The sequence below is a fragment of the Amycolatopsis sp. NPDC005003 genome, from assembly GCF_053600695.1.
The window spans coordinates 235,998-255,389 of record NZ_JBSGAI010000003.1 but is presented as its reverse complement, the minus strand read 5'-3'; the positions used below and the strand labels follow the sequence as shown (position 1 = coordinate 255,389).

Here is a 19,392-nt window from a genome sequence, read left to right as displayed (position 1 = left end):
GATCGATCTGCGCTTCGGTCCCTAACTCTGAGCCACGTCCGCTTCGCCCATCCCGTATTGATACGGGTTCTGCCGGTCAGGGACCCCGAACCGGGCCAGCCGCTCGAGATCGTCGACTACGATCCGTCGATACCGCCGCCGGACCAGACCCGACCGGTGCAGCAGCTGGAGGGCCTTCTCGAACGTCGCCAGTGCCACCCCGGCCAAGGACGCGATCTCCGTCTGGGTGAGCGCGACGTCGAGATCCCAGCCGTCCGGCGTGCGCACGCCGTGCCGGCCGGCGATGTCGGCGAGCACCCGGCCGACCCGCAGCGGTGCCGGACAGGCGACAAACTCGGCGCGCCTGCTGTTCGCCCAGCGCAGCCTCGAGCTGAGCGACGCCGCCATCGCGGCCCACGCGTCCGGATTGCGGTCGAGGAAGTTCTTCAACTGCGCGCTCTTGACGAGCCTGACGTGCGCAGCGGTGCAGGTCGTCACGTTGGCGGATCGTCGCCTGCCTTCCAGCACCGACATCTCGCCGAGCAGATCTCCCCGGCCACGCAGGCCCAGCAGCACCGGACGCCCGAACTCCGTGTCCACGAACACCTTCATGATCCCGTCGAGGACCACCAGCACGTGGTGGCTTTCCTCGCCCTGCCGGATGACCTGCTGGCGCGCGCCGTAGGTCACCGCGGTCCCCAGTTCGAGAAAACCGGTTCGGGTCCGGCCGGACATCCGGCCGAGCAAACTGCCCTTCGGCCACGGCTTCTGGTTCAGCTCCATTCCCCTCCTCGAGCGTGCCCCACGCTCCACCGTTGCCGCCCCCGCCGTCGCGCACCACGTCGAAAAGCGGCTTTCGCCATCCGGAAGAAGGGACTGTCGGACGCGAATCCGTCGCACGACGGGATGCCGGCGGCCCGGGGCGGCGACGATCGAGACCGACCGGGAAAGGAGACCCATGGACGCGACGCGCAGGAGAACACCGGCCGGCCTCGGCAACGGCCGCGGCGGGGACCAGCTGGCCACCACCCTCACCACGATCACGTTCTTCCAGGGCGCGGTCCAGCACGCCGACGAAAAGGCCCGTACCGTGGTGGCCGTCCAGACCATGATCACCGCACTGGTGGCCACCCAAGCCGGTTTGCTGGGGAGCGCCAGGTCCGGCTCGGTGCCGCGAACGGTGTTCTTCGGGGCCCTGATCTGCTTCGCCATGGCCTACGCCTACGCCTCGCTGCACATCCTGCTGGCGATCCGCCCGCGAACGACGGCCCCCTCCAGCGAAAACCAGTTCGCTTTTCCCAGCATCGCCGCCGGAACGGCCGTTTCCGGCCGGGCGGCTCAGCGCGAGCAGGCCCAGGAACTCACCCGGCTGCTGGCCTCCTTGGCGATGCGCAAGCACCGCCACGTGCGGTCCGCCTTGGCCGGCACGTGCGTGCTCTTCGCGAGCGCGTTGACCCTGATCGTCGCGGCAGCGGTCCCGTGAGCCCACTCAGCCGTCGGCGACGGCCTCGAGCCGGGCCCGGTCGCAGACGCACACCCGCCGGTAGCCGGTCTCCACGACGTTCTCCCGCCGCAACCCGGCCAGCGCGCGGTGCACGGTCGGCTCGGCGGCGCCCACCAGCGCGGCGAGCTCCGGCTGGGTGAGTGCGACGCCGATCCGGAGGTGGGACCCGGCGGGGACGCCGTACGAAGTCGCGAGCTCGAGCAGCACCCTGGCGAGCCGGACCCGCACTTCACGGCTGCCGAAGTCGATCCGCCGCCGGGTGGCCCACCGGAGTTTCGCGCCGACGCTGCCGGTCACCGCCAGCGCGACGTCCGAGAAACCGAGGAGGAAGCGGCGGAACTCGCCTTGCGAGATGAGGCGGGTCCGCACCCGGCCGGCGGTGGTCACGGTGGCGACCCGGGGCTGGCCGTCCATCGCCGCGAGCTCCCCGACCAGATCGCCGCCGACCCGGATCGCCAGCAGGGCCAGGTGGCCCTCCGGAGTGGTCCCGGTGATCTTCACGCAGCCGTCGACCAGCAAGAAGACGTGCGTGCTCAGGTCTCCTTCACGCAGGAGCACCTTCTCGGGGCCGAACTCCCGCGCGATTCCGAGCTCCAGCAAGGCGGTTCGCGCCGTCCGGGACAGCCCCGCCAAGAAGCTGCCCTGGGGGAACCTCGCCTCGGCCGGCCGGCTCACCGCCCCTCCCCTCGCTCACCCGGGATGGTAGGACCTGCGTTCCCCCGGTGCCACCGCCGAGAACGGCCGTCCCGGAACGCGAAAGCCCCCGTGCACCGCGGTGCACGGGGGCTTTCGCCAAGCGGGTCAGGACTTCGAGACGCGCGCGAACTCGTCCTTCGGGTTGTTGATCTGGCCGAGCGAGATCACCTCGCGGCGGAACAGCCCGCCCAGGATCCAGTCGAACAGGATGCGGATGCGGCGGTTCCACGTCGGCATCGCCTTGAGGTGGTACGCGCGGTGGAACAGCCACGCCGGGAAGCCCTTGATCTTCAGGTTCAGCGCGTCCGCGACGCCCTTGTGGAGGCCGAGGCTCGCCACCGCGCCCAGGTTCTTGTGGAAGTAGTCCTTCGGCTTGCCGCCGCGCAGGACCTTGATGATGTTCTTCGCCAGGAGGCGGGCCTGGCGGACCGCGTGCTGGGCGTTCGGCGGGCAGGTGGCCGTCGGGTCTTCTTCCGTGCGGGAGAGGTCCGGGATCGCCGCGTTGTCGCCCGCCGTCCAGACGTCGGGGTGGCCGACGACCTGCATCGCCGCCGTCGCCTCGAGGCGGCCGCGCTTGTCCAGCGGGAGGTCCGAGTTGGCCAGCACCGGGTTGGCCTTCACGCCCGCCGTCCAGATGATCGTGTCCGTGTCGAACTCCGTGCCGTCCGACAGCACCACGTGGCCGTTCTCGAACGACTTCGCCGCCGTCGACAGGTAGACCTCGATGCCGCGCTTCTCCAGCTGCTCGACCGTGTACACGCCGAGCGTCTCGCGGACCTCGGGGAGGATCCGGCCGGCCGCCTCGACGAGCACCCAGCGGATGTCGGAGGTCTTGATGTTCGGGTAGTAGTTCTCCACCGCGAACCGGGTCATGTCCTCGAGCTCGGCCAGCGCCTCGATGCCGGCGAAGCCGCCGCCGACCACCGTGAACGTCAGCAGGCGCTTGCGCAGCTCGGGGTCGAGCGTGCTGGCCGCCTCGTCGAGCTTGGTCATGATGTGGTTGCGCAGGTAGATCGCCTCGCCGATGGTCTTGAAGGCGATGCCCTCCTCGACCAGGCCCGGGATCGGCAGGATGCGCGCGACGGCGCCGAGCGCGACCACCAGGATGTCGTAGCCCAGCTGCTCGATGTGGCCGTCGGCCGCCTCGACCGTGACGGACTTCTTCTCGTTCTCGATCTTGGTGACGCGCGCTGTCAGCACGTGGCAGCGCTTCAGCACCCGCCGCAGCGGCACGACGACGTGCCGGGGCTCGATCGCGCCGGCCGCGGCCTCCGGGAGGAACGGCGCGTAGGTCATGTGGGGCTGCGGGTCAACGACGGTCACGGAGGCCTCGTTGGCCCGGAGCATCTTCTGGAGGCCGTACGCCGTGTAGAGCCCGACGTACCCACCACCGAGGACGAGGATCCGAGTCGGTTCCGACTTCGACTTCGCAGCAGCCATGTCCTCATGGTGACACCTTCGCCGCGACCCCGCTCGGGGGCCCCATTCGGCTGTGACCAGCGTCGCGGCGGTTTCCGTAACGATTCAGTCCGGCGCTGTCACCGAGGTCGCGGCGCGGAAGACGGCCGCCACCATGGCGTGGGTCACGCGGCGTGTCTGGACATTGCGCGGCGAGACGTGATAACAGCCGAAAAGCCGCAGGTCGCCCAGCTCCACGACCGTCCCGTGGCCGAACGCGGGCCGCGGGTGCGGCACCGGCCAGCCCGCCTCGGCCAGCACGGGCAGTAACGCCTGCCAGCCGAACGCGCCGAGCACCACGATCGCCCGCAGTGTCGGACGTAACAGTGTCAGCTCCTCCGCCAGCCACGGGCGGCAGGTGTCCCGCTCGGCCGGCGTCGGTTTGTTCTCCGGTGGCGCGCACCGGACGGGCGAGACGAGCCGGGTGCCGTACAGCTCGAGGCCGTCGCCCGGCCGCTCGGATGTCGGCTGGGACGCGAGGCCGACCTCGTGCAGGACGCGGAACAGGAAATCACCCGAAGGGTCACCGGTGAACATCCGGCCGGTGCGGTTCGCGCCGTGCGCCGAGGGCGCCAGCCCGACGACGGCGAGCGACGCGTCCGGCGGCCCGAAGCCGGGCACCGGACGGGCCCAGTACTCCTCGCCGCGGAACGCCGCCTTGGTGCCCGCGACGCCTTCGCGCCAGGCGACCAGCCGCGGGCAGGCGCGGCAGCCGGCGACGGCGGCGTCCAGTTCGGCCAGCGACCTCATCGCAGCGCCGCCCGGGAGGCCCGCAGCGCGGCTTCGAGCAGGCGGTAGCGCGGGGTCACGGCGCGGGTGGGCCTGCTCGGGCGCCCCTCCGAGAAGTGACCCGGCTTGTTTCCCTCCGGATCCCGCGAGCGGTGGGCGCCAAGCTCGTCGCGCGATTCGCCGGCCCCAGGCGTGCTGAAGCCGGACTCGGGCCGCCCGGAGCACCGAGGGGACGACGGCCGGTGGCCGGCGCCGGCGGGCACCCGGCTCGGCGCGGTCGGTACGGGTGACCACGAGTGAAAAGCGAGCGGGCCGGGCCGTTCGAGGCAGCCGGCTCGCGTCCGCGCCGCCGGCTCCGCGGTCTCCGGCGCGTCCGCAGACGCGGAGCACTCGCCACCGCCGGTGACCGTCGGCGGGAGCTCGGGGCAGTCGTCGGCGAGCTCGACCCGGCCGCGGAGCCGGTCCTGCACGGCGAGCGCCTCCTCGACCGTCGACGGCCAGTCCTCGATGGGCACCGGATCACCCTGCCACAGGCCCGGCTAAGTTGGGTCCATGGCGGACAGCACTCCCGAAGAGGCTCCCGAGCCGAAGGCCGCGGAGACGGCCGAAGTCGCGGCCGAGCCGACCGACGACGTCGTCACGACCCAGCACACGCTGACCGTGAAGCGGAAGAAGCTCGCGTACACGGCGAAAGCGGGACGGATCGTCCTCCGCAAGGAGATCGTCAAGGACGGCAAGTCCGAGGGCTTCAAGGCGAAGGCCGAGGTGTTCATCACCTCCTACACCCTCGACGACGCCGACCCGGGGTCGCGGCCGGTGACGTTCGCCTTCAACGGCGGGCCCGGCTCGTCGAGCATCTGGCTGCACATGGGCCTGCTCGGGCCGCGCCGGGTGCTCTCCGGCGACGTCGACGACCTGGTGCCGCCGCCGTACGGGCTGGCCGACAACCCCGAGACACTGCTGGTGCACAGCGACCTCGTGTTCATCGACCCGGTGTCGACCGGGTACTCGCGCGCGTCCGACGGCGGCGAGACGAAGGATTTCCACGGCTTCAAGGGCGACATCGAGTCGGTCGGCGAGGTCATCCGGCTGTGGGTGTCGCGCCACGAGCGCTGGCTGTCGCCGAAGTTCCTGGCCGGCGAGTCGTACGGCACGCTGCGCGCCGCCGGGCTGGCCGCGCACCTGCAGGACCGGCACGGGCTCTACCTGAACGGCCTACTGCTCATCTCGTCGGTGCTCGACCTGGGCACGCTGCAGTTCACGGAGGGCAACGACCTCCCGTACTCGCTGTACGTGCCGACGTACGCGGCGATCGCGCACTACCACGGCCTGCACGGCGAGCGCCCGCTCGACGACGTCCTCGCCGACGCCGAGGACTTCGCGGCGAAGGACCTGCCGTGGGCGCTGGCCCGCGGCGCCCGGCTGTCCACTCAGGACAGGACGGACGCGGTGGCCACGCTGGCGTCGCTGACCGGGCTCACCGAGTCCTATGTGGACCGGGTGAACCTGCGGATCGAGCACGTCCGGTTCTTCACGGAGCTGCTGCGCGACCGCGGCCTGGTGGTCGGCCGGATGGACGGCCGGTTCACGACGTGGGAGCCGGACGGCGGCCGCGAGCACATGAGCGACGACCCGTCGATCTCCCGCGTGATCGGCGCCTACGCGGCGGCGTTCAACCACTACGTGCGGGCGGAGCTCGGGTACGCCAACGACCTGCCGTACGAGCTGATCCACGAGGACACCTTCAAGGCCTGGTCGTACTCGGACTTCGAGGGCCGTTCGGTGTCGGTGGTGGACTCGCTGAGCGCGGCGATGCGCGCCAACCCGCACCTGAAGGTGCACGTGGCGTTCGGCCACTACGACGGCGCGACGGCGTACTACGCGGCCGAGCACGTGCTGGCCCACCTGCAGATCCCGGAGGAGCTGCGCGAGAACATCGACACCGCGTACTACCCGGCGGGCCACATGATGTACATCCACGAGCCGACCCGGGTGCAGCAGTCGAAGGACCTGGCGAAGTTCGTCAAGAAGGCGTCGAACCGCTGAGCACGGCCCGCAGCCGCCGCCACTGCGCGACACCCACGACGATCTGCGTCGCCACCGCGAGAACGGCGTAGCCGGCGAGCCACGGCGTGTACTCCGGCGGCCCGGCGTGGCCGAACAGCAGGTCGACCAGCACCGGAACGGCGTAGATCCCGGGCATCGCCATGAGCAGGTCGTGCAGCCTCAGTGCGGTGTCCACGGCCCGGGACGTCGCGTCCTCGGCGATGACGGGACGCCGGAAGACGTCGGTCGCCATCGCGGCCGTGACCGCCGCGCCGAGTGCCAGCAGGAGCAGCCAGCTCCAGGCGTACGTGCGGAACGGTGTCGTGGCGAAGATCGTCACGGCGAGCACCGCGCCGCCACCGAAGGTGACCAGCGGCGCGGCGAGGAACCAGCCGATCACCTCGGTCCGCGGCGGGCCGGCGAGCGTCCCGAACCGCGCCAGCGCCCGGCGGTCGCGGATGCGCGCCGGAAGCCAGTAGCCGAGGTGCTGGGCGATGATGAGGAAGAAGACGTACGAACTGCCCATCGGTTCTCCGCCGCGGACACCAGGCAGCAGTTCCAGGCCGGCGAACCCGATCGCGGCGGCCGCGTACCCCAGCACGCCCACGCCGATCCACCGCCACGACCCGGGCGGCCGGGCGCCGGCGCGGAGGCCGAGCCGCAGGGCCAGCAGTTCGGTCAGCGTCGGCACCTCGACACCCAGCTTGACCAGCCAGCGGCCGGCCGCCGACCGCTCCGCCTCGGTCACCTCGGTCGACGCGATCATCGGGCGTCCTCCGGTGACCAGCCCGCCACGGCCTGGGCGGGCAGCGGGATGCCGTAGCCGCCGTCCGGGAGCACCGGGCGGCGGAGCACTCCGGTCACGATCACCGCGCTCACGACCGCACCGAGGGCGAGCAGGCTCTTGCTCTCGGTCATCTCCACGCCGCGGACGCCGGGCAGGTACAGCAGGCACTGGTAGCCGAAGGCGCCCGCGATCACCACCTGCCGGCCCCACAGGGGGCGCGCATTGCCGCGGACGCCCAGCCGCGTGGCGAGCAACCGCGACGGAATGCCCACCCGCACCCCGCGCCGCCCCAGCCAGACCGCCGCCTGCACGAACTCGGCCCGGCTCGGTACCTGTTCCCCCATGGACCCTCCCCTGTCCGGCCGTACACGCTCGAAAGCCCGGAACGGTTTACCGGCCATAGAAGCCGGGCGGCAGCCGGCGGTACCGGTGGCGGACCACCGCCCACCCCAGCAGCTGCAGGACGACGGCCGTGACCAGGTACGCCAGCGCGGACCACCCCAGCGGGCCCGGGGCCGCCCAGTCGACGACGAAGACCGGCAGCGCCAGCACGGCGTACCCGGCGCACGGGGCGAACCGGTAGACGTCCTCGGCGCGCAGCACCTGGTCGACCGCGCGCGACGCCTCGTCCTCCGCGAGCACCGGTGCGCGGAGCGCCCGGCCGAGCACCAGTGCGGTCGCGCCGGCGCCGACCGCCAGCGCGAACGTGTGCACGCCGATCTCGACGGACGGCGGGTACCAGTGCTTCCAGGTGAAGTGCGGCCGGCTCAGGAACGACGCCGCGCACAGCGCCGCCCCGCCGCCGAACGTGAGGGCGGTCGAGCTCAGGTACCACCAGCCGACCTGCTTCACCGCCACGCGAAGCGGGAGCGGGGCCCCGGCGCCGGTCAAGCGCTCGGCGAGCTGTTCACGGCTTTGCGTCCGGCGCCAGCGCACCACTTGGAACGCGGTGACGACCAGGGCGAGACCAGCGGCTTTGCCCGGCAGGTCCGCCTCGAGGAAAAACGGCGCGCTGAACGACCACAGCGCCGCGAAGACGATCGCGTACGACGGTGTTCCCCGGCCACCCATGGCCCGGGCGCCGAGGCGCAGCGCGAGCAGCCGGGTCGGCAGCCACACCCGTACCCCGCGCTTGCCCAGCCACAGCCGCGCCCAGCCCACCTCGAGCACCGTCGGCTCGCCGGGCAATCTCGGGTCGACCGGCAGCGCCGGCTCGCGAACCGTCAACGGGCCCCCCTCCCAGTCCCGCTTTACACGCGCAACGCCCCGGACAGGTTGCCTGTCCGGGGCGCTGCGCTTCGAACGTTCGCTACTTCAGGTACTGCGAACCGTGGGTCACCGCCGAGTAGGCGTCGACCGCGCCGTGGCCGTAGAAGCCGTTGAACGACGGGTCACCTTCGCAGGTGGCCGTGAATTCGGCCGGGCGGCCCTCCTTCAGGTAGTCCACCGTGCGCGGCACCGGGCAGGCGATCTTCGCCGCCGTGCCCTCCAGGACGCGCTGGACCTTGTCCGGGTCCATGCCGAACTCGCCGTGCGACTTCTTGCCGTACTGCGAGATGATCAGCGCCGCGACGCCGGTCGCGTGCGGCGTGGCCATCGACGTGCCCTGCAGCCACTGGTAGTAACCGACGCGGCCGTCCGCGGCGGTGGCCTTCTGGACGCCCGCGGCCAGGCCCGCTTCCGTGATGTTGCCGTCCGCGTCGATGTTGCCCTCCGCGACACCCACGTTCTTCGGGTACGTCGAAAGGATTTCGTTCTGGACCGTGCGGTACCACGGCGTGCCGAAGTAGTCGCGGAAGTAGCCGCCCGGGCCCGAAACCGAGATCTGCTCGAGGCCGTAGTTCGAGTAGTCCGCCTTCTTCTGCGACGGCCCGAACGAGCCGACGGCGATCGTGTGGTTGCCCTCGACCGGCAGGTTGAGGCAGGTCGAGTTGTCCACCGTGCGCGGGTGCGTGCTGTTCGCCGGGTAGTCGGGGCTCGTGGTGTCCGGCAGCGGCTTGCCGAGGTCGGTGTGCTGGTTGCCCAGCGCGACCAGCAGCGTGACGCCCTTGCGGTGCGCGTAGTTCAGCGCGCGCTGGGTGGCCTCGATGATCGTGCGCTGCTCGGCCTGCTCGGCGGGGGAATCCGCCGGGTTCGCCGTGCAGTTGTACAGCCACGGGTCGGTGTAGAAGGACATGTTGACGACGTCGATGCCCGCGTCGCCGGCGTAGGTGAGCGCGTCGACGGTCGGCTGCAGGAAGAAGTAGCCCGAGTCCTGGCCGGCGCGGATGTTCACCAGCGTCACGTTCGGCGCGACACCGGAGACACCGAAGCCGTTGGCCGCGGCGGCGATGGTGCCGGCGACGTGCGTGCCGTGGCCGCCGTCGTCGTGGTTGGCCGGGTCGACGCAGCCGCGGAACTCGCAGGGGCCGTCCACCTCGGCGCCGTTGACGTCGGTCGGGATGTCGCGGGTGAAGTTGCGCGAGTCGGCCAGGTCGAAGTTCGGCGCGATGTCCGGGTGCGTGCCGTCGATGCCGGTGTCGATGACGCCGACCTTGACCTGCTTGCTGCCCGGCTGCTTGGTGCGCGAGAGGTCCGAGCGGACGGACTTGAGGCCCCAGAGCTGGTCGTCCAGCGGGTCCATCCCCACGGCGGCCGCCTTCTTCGGCGAAGCGGCGGCGCCGCGGCCTTCCTTCTCGACACCGGCGTCGCCCTTGGCGCGCTTGCCCGTCTTCGGCACCGAGCCGATGGACTGGGCCTTGGCCGCACCGAACACCGCGCGGTTCGTGGACACGCGTTCGCTGAAGCCCGTGGCCGGCGCGCTCGCCCTGATCAGGCCGACCGCGGTGTTGGTCTCCAGTACCGTGCCGCCCGCGGCCTTGATCGCCTGCTGGGCGCTGCCGATGCTCTGGACGTCCTTGGCGAGCACGGTGAACTCGGTCGCCGGGCCGGACAGCGCGGGCTGCGCCGACGCGGCCGGAACCGCGATGGCGGAAACCGCGCCGAACAGCGGCACGGTCAGCACCGCGGCCAGAAGCCTGGGTCTCTTCACGTTTCTCCTCCTCGCGGAAAGCGGTTCCTGCACCGTATAGATCGGACAATGCGTAAACAACGGCCAAACGTACGTTAGGGAACAACCGACTTCTGCTCGGCGAAGTGACAAGCTGACAAGTGGCCGTCGGTCCTGGGGACGAGTTCCGGCACCTCCGTCGCGCACCGGTCCTCGGCCTTCCAGCACCGCGTGCGGAACCGGCACCCGGACGGGGGATCCAGGGGGCTCGGCACGTCGCCGGTCAGCCGGATCACCTGGCGGCGGCCGCGCACGGCCGGGTCCGCCACCGGCACCGCGGACAGCAGCGCCTGGGTGTACGGGTGGGACGGTCGTTCGTAGATCTCCTCGTCGGTGCCGAGTTCGACGATCTTGCCGAGGTACATCACCGCGACCCGGTTGGACAGGTGCCGCACCACCGAAAGGTCGTGGGCGATGAAGACGTAGGACAGGCCGAACTCGCCCTGCAGGTCACCGAGCAGGTTCATCACCTGCGCCTGGATCGAGACGTCCAAAGCGGACACCGGCTCGTCGCAGATGATCACCTTGGGCCGCAGCGCGAGCGCCCGCGCGATGCCGATGCGCTGGCGCTGGCCGCCGGAGAACTGGTGCGGGTAGCGGTTGAGGTGCTCGGGGTTGAGCCCCACCACCTCCAGCAGCTCCCGCACCTTGCCCGCCCGTGAGCCCTTCGGGGCGACTTCGGCGTGGATTTCGAACGGCTCGCCGACGATGTCGCCGACCGTCATCCGCGGGTTGAGCGAGGTGTACGGGTCCTGCAGCACGATCTGGATTTCGCGCCGCAGCTTCCGCAGCTCGGCGCCGCGCATGGCGAAGATGTCGCGGCCCTCGAACTTCGCGGTGCCGCCGGTCGGCTCCTCCAGGCGCATCAGGACCTGGGCGAGCGTCGACTTGCCGCAGCCGGACTCGCCGACGACACCGAGCGTCTCGCCCGGCATCAGGTCGAACGAGACGCCGTCGACCGCTTTGACCTGGCCGATCGTGCGCTTGAACAGGATCCCGGTGCGGACCGGGAAGTACTTCTGCAGGTCGATGACCGAGAGGATCGGTTCTGCCGACGTGCTTTTCCCGGCGGAGGCGGAATCAGATACTGCCACGGGAGCTCACCACCTCTTCGGCGAAGTGGCACGCGCTGGTGCGGCCGAAGCCGATCGCGTGCTGCGACGGGACCTCTTCCGAGCAGCGAGCTTCGGCTCGCTTGCACCGCGGGTGGAAGGGGCAGCCGGGCGGGATGTCCAGCAGGCTGGGCGGCAGGCCCTTGATGGTTTCCAGCGTCTGTCCTTTGAGATCGAGCCGGGGCAGGGAGTCCATCAGCGCGGCGGTGTACGGGTGGGCCGGCGCGCGGAACAGCTCGACGGCGTCGGCCTGCTCGACGATCCGGCCGGCGTACATCACCGCGATCCGGTCGGCGACCTCGGCGACCACACCCAGGTCGTGCGTGATCAACACCAAGCCCATCTTCCGCTCGGCCTGAATTTCCCCCAGGAGGTCCATGATCTGGGCCTGGACGGTGACGTCGAGGGCGGTGGTCGGCTCGTCGGCGATGAGCAGGTCCGGGTCGAGCGCCAGCGACATCGCGATCATCGCGCGCTGGCGCATACCGCCGGAGAACTGGTGCGGGTAGTCCTTGACCCGCCGCTCGGCCGCGGGAATCCGCACCGTGTCGAGGAGTTCCACCGCCCGCTTCCGCGCGTCCTTTTTGGACATGCCGAGCCGGACGCGCAGCTGTTCTTCGATCTGGAAGCCCACGGTGAACACCGGGTTCAGCGCGGACAGCGCGTCCTGGAAGATCATCGCGACCTCGCTGCCGCGCACCTCGCGACGGCGTTCTTCGGACGCCGTCAGCAGGTCTTCGCCGCGCCAGCGCACGGCTCCGGCGGTGATCACGCCGGGCGGCACGTCCAGGATGCCCATCACCGTCTGCGCGGTGACGCTCTTCCCGGAGCCGGACTCGCCGAGCACGGCCAGGGTTTCGCCCGCGTGCACCGAGTAGCTCACGCCGTTGAGCACGTTGGCCACGCCGTCGGAGGTCCGGAACTCGACGTGCAGGTCTTCGACTTCGAGCAGGAGTTCGTTGTCGGACAAGGACTTACCTCGACTTCGGATCGAGCGCGTCGCGGATGCCGTCGCCGAGCATCACGAAGGCCAGCACGGTCAGGGTGACGAAGGCGCCGGGGAACAGCAGCATGTGCGGGTCGTTCCGGAAGTAGTCGCGCGAGTCGGCGATCAGCACGCCCCACGAGATCACCGGTGCGCGCACGCCGATGCCGAGGTAGGCCAGCGTCGCCTCGGCGCCGATGAACGCGCCGAGCGCGATGGTGGCGTACACCAGCACCGGCGCGATCGTGTTCGGCAGCAGGTGCCGGAAGATGATCCGCGGGGTGCTCGCACCGAGGCCGCGCGCGGCCTTGACGTAGTCGAGCTGCTTGGCCACCAGCGTCGCCGAGCGCATGATCCGCATGCCCACCGGCCAGCTCAGCACCGCGATGGAGCAGACCACCTGGACGATGATGGTGACCGCACCGGGGTTCGAGCCGGGCGCGTTGAACGTCGTCAGGATGACGATCGCGCCGAGCACGAACGGCAGGCCGGCGAAGATGTCGCCGAAGCGCGACAGCAGGCTGTCCACGAGCCGGCCGTAGTAGCCGGCGACGATCCCGACCACCGAGCCGATGAGGACGGTCAGCAGCGTCGCGAACACGCCGACCAGCACCGACGCGCGGGTGCCGTAGATGGTCCGGGCGTAGACGTCCTGGCCCTGGTTGTCGTAGCCGAACCAGGCGTCCGCGGACGGGCCCTCGTTCGCGTGCGTGAGGTCGCTGAAGCCCGGGTCGCGCGAGCTGAACAGGCCGGGCGCGATCGCGATCAGCACGATGAACAGGATGATCACCGCCGAGGCGATCACCGCGGGTTTGCGCCGCAGCTGCCGCCAGGCGTCGCTCCACAGGCTGCGGGGCTTCTGCGGGCTGGTGGCGGAGTCGTCCACCCGGGACAGCTCCGCCGCGTCGGCCCCGCCGCCGCCCACCAGGTTCGGGTCAGTCATAGCGGATCCTCGGGTCGAGAACGGCGTACAGCAGGTCGACGACCAGGCTCATCAGCAGGTACACCAGCACCAGCAGGACGACCACGCCGACGACGGTGGCACTTTCCCGGTTCTGGATGCCGCGGAAGATGAGCCCGCCCAGCCCGTTGATGTTGAACACGCCTTCGGTGACGATCGCGCCGCCCATCAGGGCGCCGAGGTCGGTGCCGAGGAACGTCAGCACCGGGATCACCGAATTGCGCAGCAGGTGGACGAGCACCACCCGGCTCTGCGGCTGGCCCTTCGCGATCGCCGTCCGCACGTAGTCGGCGCGGCGGTTCTCGGCGATGCTCGTTCTGGCCAGCCGGGCCACGTACGCCATGGACAGGCTGCCGAGCGCGATGCCCGGCACGATGAGTTCGCCGACGCTCGGGTTGTCGGACACGCTCGCCTCGATCCAGCCGAGGCCGTTGCTGCCCAGGGCGAGCTGCAGCACGATCGCGGTGACGAACACCGGCAGCGAGATCAGGAACGTGGTCGAGACGAGCACGAGGTTGTCGAGGAAACCCTTGCCCCGCAGGCCGGTCAGCACGCCGGCGGTCAGCCCGATGACCGCTTCGATGACCACGGCGATCACCGCCAGGCGCAGCGTGATCGGGTACGACGTCGCGATCAGCTCGCCGACGGACGTGCCGTTGAACGTTTCGCCCCAGTCGCCGGTGAACAGGCTCCCGAGGTACTTGAAGTACTGGACGAAGATGTTGTCGTCGAGGTGGAACTTCTCGGTCATCAGGGCGATGTAGGCCGGCGGGCAGGCGGCCTGGCCGCACTTGCCGGAGAACGGGTCGCCGGGCACGGCCCAGACCAGGACGTAGATGAGGAACGTGGTGCCGAAGAACACCGGGATCAGCTGGAGCAGCCGTCGCAGGACATAGCGGGTCATCAAGTGTTCCTAGTGCGCGCCGGCCGTCGTGAGTGGTAATTGGGGTTAGAACCCGAATTACCACTCACGACGGCGTGGTGGTGGGAGCCGCAACTACTTCTTCAGGACCTCGATGGACGGGTAGTCCGGCATGCGGCGGAAGTCCAGGGCCGCCGTCTTGAGGTTCTTCGACTTGGCCGCGACACCCTTTTCGTCCCACACCGGGATCGTCGGCAGGTCCTTCGCGATCAGGTCCTCGGCCTGCTGGTACAGCTTGACCGCGGCCTCCTTGTCGGCGGTCGAGTCCGCCTGGGCGAGGAGGGCGTCCACCTGCGGGTTCGAGTACGTCGAGTCGTTCGAGGACCCGCCGGTCTTGTAGAGCGGGTTCAGGAAGTCCTCGATGGACGGGTAGTCCGCCGACCAGTCCGAGCGGCCCATGCCGGTGAGCTTGTGGCCGGTCACGATGCTGCGCCACTGGCCGAAGTCGGTGGCGGGCACGAAGTCGCACTCGACGCCGAGGGTGTTCTTGATGCTGTTGCACGCCGCGACCAGCGGTTCCTTGCGGCCGCCGTCCGCGTTGGACGCGATGGTCAGCTTGCCCTGGAAGCCCGACTTCTGGAAGGCCTCCTTCGCGGCCGCCGGGTCGAACTTGCAGGCCTGGCAGACGCCGGGGCGGTACCCCTCGATGCCCTGCGAGATGTAGCCGTCCGCCGGCACGTAGGTGTCGTTCATGACGGTCTTGGTGATCTGCACGCGGTCGATCGCCATCGAGATGGCCTTGCGCAGCTCGAGGTTGTTGTAGCCGGGCACGTAGTACGGGATGTTGATGGTGCTGATCCCGAGCAGGTGGCCGGTGACCAGCCGGTCGCCGAGGTCGTTCTTGTACTTGCCACCCGAGACCGCCGACGGCGGCAGCGCCTCCATGAAGTCGAGCCGCCCGCTCAGCAGGTCCTGGTAAGCGGTCTCCTGGCTGGCGTAGATCTTGATGTCGAGGTCCTTGAACTTGACCTTGTCGTCACCCTTGTAGTCGTCGAAGCGGGTGAGCTTGATGTCCTGGTTGGGCGTCCGCGAGACGAACTTGAGCGGGCCGTTGCCGATCGGGTGCTGCTCGAAGGCCTTGGGGTCCTTGAAGAACGAGTCGGGCAGCGGCGCGAAGGCCTGGTAGCCGACCTTGATGCCGAAGACGGAGAACGGCGCGTTGAGCGTCACCTGGAACTCGTAGTCGCCCTTCGCGACCAGCCCGGACATCTTGTCGGTGGCCGGCTTGGCGTTCTCGTCCTCGGGGTGGACGTCGGCGTAGCCCTGGATGTTCGAGAAGAAGTCGGTGTTGAGCTGGCCGTTCGGCGCGTAGGCGCCGTAGTTCCAGGCGTCGATGAAGTTGTGCGCCTTCACCTCGGTGCCGTCGTGGAACTTCCAGCCCTGCTTGATCTTGATGTCGTAGACCTTGGAATCGGTCGTGGTGATCGAGTCCGCCATCAGGTTGAAGGGCTTCGCGTCCGCGCCCTTGAAGCCGACCAGCGTGGCGAACATCGGCTGGACCGCCTTGGTGCCGCCGAGGTCGTTGATGTTGGTCGGGACCAGCGCGTTCTGCGGTTCGGTGCCGTAGACGCTGACGGTGCCGTCCGGATCCGTCCCGCCGGCGCCCGTGGAGCTGCCCGAGCCACCGCCGCACGCGGCGAGCGCGAGCGCCAGCGAGGTCATCACCACCGTGGGTCCCCAGAGCCTGCGCGAACGACGCATGATCCCCTCCATATCCGGTGTGTCCGAAAGGTGAGACGCACGCTATCGGGGGTGGCGAAGCTGATCACGGACTGCGGTGTTGCAAATGTGTGACGGTCGTCGGGACCACCTGGTTGGAGCACAACCAACGTAGGAATCCGGATACTCCGGACGGCCCAGCGCGGACAGCAGGTCATCACCCGCTCACCCACGGTTTCGTTGCGGCACAAGCCCTTTCAGGCGGCCGAACGGTCGGTCAGGCGAGGGAGAGGGCGATGCCGTCGAGGATGTCGTGTTCGCTGACCACCAGCTCGGTCGGGCCGCCGCGGGCCGCGAGCTGCTCGGCGAGGGTCTGGACCACTACCGCGCCGCCGCCGATCACGTCCACCCGGCCCGGGTGGATCACCGGGTTGGCCGCTCGGGTGGCGTGGTCGCTGTGAAGCAGCTCCGAGGCGAGGCGATCGATGTCCGCCGCGCTCAAGGTGGACAGGTGCACCCGGTCGCTGTCGTACTCCGGGAGACCCAGCGCGATCGCCGAGAGCGTCGTCACCGTGCCAGCCACCCCCACCCACGTGCGGGCGCGGGCGACGTCGACCACGTCGAACGCGTCCGTGAGGACCTTCCCGGCCAGGTCACGGGCGGCGGCGATCTCCTCGGCGGTCGGCGGGTCGCTCTTGAGCGCGCGCTCGGTGATGCGGACGCAGCCGATGTCGACCGACTTCGCCGCGGTCACCTCGGCCCGCCGGCCGTCCCAGGTGCCGAGGACCAGCTCGGTCGAGCCGCCGCCGACGTCGACCACCACGAACGGGCCGTCGTCCGGGTCCTGCTCGCCCACCGCGCCGGTGAACGACAGCCGCGCCTCTTCGTCGCCGCTGATCACCTCGGCCTCGACGCCGAGGGTCTCGCGGGTCATGCGGAAGAACTCGTCGCGGTTCTTCGCGTCGCGGGTCGCGGACGTGGCGACCATGCGCACCTTCTCGACGCCCTTGCGCCGCGCGGCGACCGTGTAGTCGGCGAGCGCGGCCCGGGTGCGCTCGAGGGCCTCGGGAGCCAGCTCGCCGGTGGCGTCGACACCCTGGCCGAGCCGGACGATCCGCATCTCGCGGTGCAGGTCGCGCAGGTCGACCGTGCCGTCGTGGCGCGGCGTCAGCTCGGCGACGAGCAGGCGGATGGAGTTGGTCCCACAGTCGATCGCGGCAACACGAGGCATGCCGCCACCCTAACCGGCCGGTGTCGACGTCCCCACGGTCGTGGTCGTGGTGGTGGTCGAGACCGACGTGACCGTCTCCCCGCAGGTCGGATCCGCGGGCGTGGCCTTCGTCGGCGAGGTCGGACTCGGATCGCCGGAGCCGGTCGTCGTCGCCGGCGGGGTGGTCGTCGTGCTGATGACCGTGGTCGTGGTGGGTGTCGTCGTCGGCGGTTCACACGTCGGTGATGACGTGGTCGGCGGCGGCGAAGTGTCCGGTGTGGTCGGCGGCGGCGTGGACACCGTCGTCGACGGGACCGGCGGGGGCGGGACCGACGGCGGCGCGGGCAGTGCCGCCGCGTTGGGCGCGCCGATCGGCACCGTGCTGTCGGGCACCTGCATGATCCCGTTGCGGTAGGCGTCCGCCCACAGGATCACCGTGTTCACGTACGTGTCGGAGTTGTTGTACCGGTAGATCGCCCCGCGCAGCTGGTCCGGTTTCGCCAGGTCGAACCCGCCGGAGCACAGGTACCGGCCGGTGGCCAGGGCCGCGTCGAAGATGTTGTTCGGGTCGGACTTGCCGTCGCCGTTGCCGTCGGAGGCGTACGCCTTCCAGGTCCCCGGGATGAACTGGGTCGGGCCGACCGCGCGGTCCCACACCGGGTCGGTGTCGAGCAGGCCCTGGTCGGTGTCCGGGATCGCGGCGAACCCGCCCTGGCCGTTGAGCTGCGGGCCGAGGATCGGCTCGCGCGTGGTCCCGGCCGCGTCGACGTACCCGCCGCGCGCGTGGTTGGACTCGATCCGGCCGATGCTGGCGATCAGCGCCCAGTCGATGTGGCACGCGGGCAGCTCGCGGCCGAGGATGCCGGCCGCGTCCTGGTACGCCTTGAGCGCGGTGGCCGGGATGCCGAGCGGGCCGTCGGGGAGCTCGTAGGCGGGCAGGGGCAGCGGGCTGGGCGCGCCGGGCAGGGTGCCGTCGACGGCGATCTGCTGGAGGGCGGCGTTGCGGGGGTCGTAGCCCTGGTTGAGCGCGGCGTCGCGGGTGTGCGCACCGGTCCCGCCGAGCCAGCCGAGGGTGCCACCGCCGGCGACCAGCGCCGGGACGACGGCCAGGATGCCGGTGATCAGCGGGTACGCGGCGCGGTGGCGGATCCCGAATCTTCGCGCGTAGCTCCCGACTGCGTTCGGCAGCCGCCACACACGCATGCTCAGAGCCCTCCTGGCCGGATCGGTCACCACTTCCGGGGGACAGCCTGCCGCACCTGCGGCGAGGTTTCAGCCCATCGAGAGGCGCGATCGAGGTTTTCGCTCACCCAGACCAGTTATCTCTTCACACTCCGCGAGTGTTACGCGGCGCAGTCGCCGGAGGGCCACCCGTTGGCCTTAAGCAGGGCCAGCGTCTCGTCACCGAACGGATTCACGCCCGGGCCGACAGCCAGGGAGTGGGCGACGTGCACGTGCAGGCACTTGACCCGGCCGGGCATGCCCCCGGCGGTGACCTGGTGGCCCAGCGGCTCGATGGCGTCCCGCTCGGCGAGGTAGCCCTCGTGCGTGCGCTGGTACTGCGCGGCGAGCTCGGGATCGGTGGTGAGCCGCTCGGTCATCTCCTTCATGATCCCGGACGCCTCGATGGTGCCGATCATCGAGTTCAGCTTCGGGCAGGTCAGGTAGTAGAGCGTCGGGAACGGCGTGCCGTTTTCCAGCCGCGGGCTGGTCTGCACCACGGACGGGTGCCCGCTCGGGCACCGCGCGGCGATCGCGCGCAACGCCCGCGGCGGCCGTGCGAGCTGCTCCGCGATGATTTCGCGGTCGGCTTCGGTGACGGGCTCGAACCGGTGCTGCTGCGTGCTGTTCACGCGGTCCAGGTTAGAGCGTGCCCCTCAGCCGCCCGAGACCTGGTTCCAGAGGTTCTCGTACCAGGAGCCGCCCACGGCCTGCTGCTGCCCGGGCGGCGGAGCCGCGTCGGGAGCCTTGTCCTCCGGCAGCTGGACGATGTACGGCGTCTCGCCCGGTTTGACGTACCGCAGCCGGCGGCGGGCCTCCGCCTCGATCTGCGCGGGGTCGCTCAGCTCCGCCTTGCGGCCTTGGAGCTGAGCGACCTCCTGCTGCAGCTGGGCCTGCTGCGCCTGCTGTTCGCGGACCTCGGTCCGCTGGGAGAGGTACGTGCGCAGGGGCACGGCGATGGTGAACGCCAGCGCGCACACCACGATCGCCACCACCGCCGCGCGGCGGGTGGTGGACATGCCGAGCACCTTCGCCGCGCCCGACGCGCGCTTCGCCGCCAGGCCCCGGCGCAGC

General features: G+C 70.4%; 20 protein-coding genes. 2 read left to right on the top strand and 18 right to left on the bottom strand.

Annotation, left to right across the window (positions count from 1 at the left end):
- Positions 1 to 21: 21 nt before the first annotated feature.
- The gene (locus tag ACWED2_RS05500) at positions 22 to 762 is read right to left on the bottom strand and encodes a Crp/Fnr family transcriptional regulator (RefSeq protein WP_449689220.1); all 741 of its coding nucleotides are present in this window, start codon (positions 760 to 762) and stop codon (positions 22 to 24) included.
- 175 nt (positions 763 to 937) lie between these two features.
- Between ACWED2_RS05500 and ACWED2_RS05495 the strand changes: the two genes are divergently transcribed.
- A complete protein-coding gene (locus ACWED2_RS05495; RefSeq protein WP_449689219.1) occupies positions 938 to 1,462 on the top strand; it encodes a hypothetical protein in 525 nt (174 codons plus the stop codon).
- A gap of 6 nt (positions 1,463 to 1,468) precedes the next feature.
- Here the strand turns inward: ACWED2_RS05495 and ACWED2_RS05490 are convergent, their stop codons facing one another.
- The 4 genes from ACWED2_RS05490 to ACWED2_RS05475 form a co-directional block, all read right to left on the bottom strand.
- Positions 1,469 to 2,158 carry a Crp/Fnr family transcriptional regulator gene (locus ACWED2_RS05490; protein ID WP_449689218.1) on the bottom strand — a complete coding sequence of 230 codons (690 nt, stop codon included), beginning with the start codon at positions 2,156 to 2,158 and terminating at the stop codon, positions 1,469 to 1,471.
- A gap of 126 nt (positions 2,159 to 2,284) precedes the next feature.
- The gene (locus tag ACWED2_RS05485; protein ID WP_310973783.1) at positions 2,285 to 3,619 is read right to left on the bottom strand and encodes an NAD(P)/FAD-dependent oxidoreductase; all 1,335 of its coding nucleotides are present in this window, start codon (positions 3,617 to 3,619) and stop codon (positions 2,285 to 2,287) included.
- Between the two features lie 84 nt (positions 3,620 to 3,703).
- On the bottom strand, positions 3,704 to 4,387 hold the full coding sequence (locus tag ACWED2_RS05480; protein ID WP_449689217.1) for a uracil-DNA glycosylase: 684 nt from the start codon (positions 4,385 to 4,387) through the stop codon (positions 3,704 to 3,706).
- Entirely contained in the window at positions 4,384 to 4,881 is a 498-nt protein-coding gene (locus ACWED2_RS05475) for a hypothetical protein (protein ID WP_449689216.1), read from the bottom strand. The genes ACWED2_RS05480 and ACWED2_RS05475 overlap by 4 nt, the downstream gene beginning before the upstream one ends.
- Positions 4,882 to 4,918: 37 nt before the next feature.
- On the opposite strand from ACWED2_RS05475, the gene ACWED2_RS05470 reads away from it, so the two are divergent.
- Positions 4,919 to 6,412, top strand: coding sequence for a S10 family peptidase (locus ACWED2_RS05470; protein ID WP_449689215.1), 1,494 nt, complete (start codon positions 4,919 to 4,921; stop codon positions 6,410 to 6,412).
- Here the strand turns inward: ACWED2_RS05470 and ACWED2_RS05465 are convergent.
- The 13 genes from ACWED2_RS05465 to ACWED2_RS05405 form a co-directional block, all read right to left on the bottom strand.
- Complete coding sequence (locus ACWED2_RS05465) at positions 6,390 to 7,178, bottom strand: hypothetical protein (RefSeq protein ID WP_449689214.1); 789 nt, start codon at positions 7,176 to 7,178, stop codon at positions 6,390 to 6,392. The two genes, ACWED2_RS05470 and ACWED2_RS05465, sit on opposite strands and share 23 nt — an antisense overlap.
- Entirely contained in the window at positions 7,175 to 7,543 is a 369-nt protein-coding gene (locus ACWED2_RS05460; RefSeq protein WP_449689213.1) for a hypothetical protein, read from the bottom strand. The genes ACWED2_RS05465 and ACWED2_RS05460 overlap by 4 nt, the downstream gene beginning before the upstream one ends.
- Positions 7,544 to 7,589: 46 nt before the next feature.
- A complete protein-coding gene (locus ACWED2_RS05455) occupies positions 7,590 to 8,426 on the bottom strand; it encodes a hypothetical protein (RefSeq protein ID WP_449689212.1) in 837 nt (278 codons plus the stop codon).
- Between the two features lie 82 nt (positions 8,427 to 8,508).
- Positions 8,509 to 10,230, bottom strand: coding sequence for a S8 family serine peptidase (locus ACWED2_RS05450; protein ID WP_449689211.1), 1,722 nt, complete (start codon positions 10,228 to 10,230; stop codon positions 8,509 to 8,511).
- Between the two features lie 74 nt (positions 10,231 to 10,304).
- Complete coding sequence (locus ACWED2_RS05445) at positions 10,305 to 11,342, bottom strand: ABC transporter ATP-binding protein (RefSeq protein WP_449689210.1); 1,038 nt, start codon at positions 11,340 to 11,342, stop codon at positions 10,305 to 10,307.
- A complete protein-coding gene (locus ACWED2_RS05440) occupies positions 11,329 to 12,330 on the bottom strand; it encodes an ABC transporter ATP-binding protein (protein ID WP_449689209.1) in 1,002 nt (333 codons plus the stop codon). Before ACWED2_RS05440 ends, ACWED2_RS05445 begins: the two co-directional genes overlap by 14 nt.
- A gap of 4 nt (positions 12,331 to 12,334) precedes the next feature.
- Entirely contained in the window at positions 12,335 to 13,288 is a 954-nt protein-coding gene (locus tag ACWED2_RS05435) for an ABC transporter permease (RefSeq protein WP_449689208.1), read from the bottom strand.
- Entirely contained in the window at positions 13,281 to 14,210 is a 930-nt protein-coding gene (locus tag ACWED2_RS05430) for an ABC transporter permease (protein WP_449689207.1), read from the bottom strand. The genes ACWED2_RS05435 and ACWED2_RS05430 overlap by 8 nt, the downstream gene beginning before the upstream one ends.
- Positions 14,211 to 14,303: 93 nt before the next feature.
- Positions 14,304 to 15,929, bottom strand: coding sequence for a peptide ABC transporter substrate-binding protein (locus ACWED2_RS05425; RefSeq protein WP_449689206.1), 1,626 nt, complete (start codon positions 15,927 to 15,929; stop codon positions 14,304 to 14,306).
- Positions 15,930 to 16,164: 235 nt separating this feature from the next.
- Complete coding sequence (locus tag ACWED2_RS05420; protein ID WP_449689205.1) at positions 16,165 to 17,118, bottom strand: Ppx/GppA phosphatase family protein; 954 nt, start codon at positions 17,116 to 17,118, stop codon at positions 16,165 to 16,167.
- 9 nt (positions 17,119 to 17,127) lie between these two features.
- Positions 17,128 to 18,300, bottom strand: a complete 1,173-nt coding sequence (locus tag ACWED2_RS05415) for a lytic transglycosylase domain-containing protein (protein WP_449689204.1) — start codon at positions 18,298 to 18,300, stop codon at positions 17,128 to 17,130.
- 140 nt (positions 18,301 to 18,440) lie between these two features.
- The gene (locus ACWED2_RS05410) at positions 18,441 to 18,950 is read right to left on the bottom strand and encodes a DUF501 domain-containing protein (protein WP_449689203.1); all 510 of its coding nucleotides are present in this window, start codon (positions 18,948 to 18,950) and stop codon (positions 18,441 to 18,443) included.
- Between the two features lie 24 nt (positions 18,951 to 18,974).
- Complete coding sequence (locus ACWED2_RS05405; RefSeq protein ID WP_449689202.1) at positions 18,975 to 19,337, bottom strand: FtsB family cell division protein; 363 nt, start codon at positions 19,335 to 19,337, stop codon at positions 18,975 to 18,977.
- Positions 19,338 to 19,392: the final 55 nt, after the last annotated feature.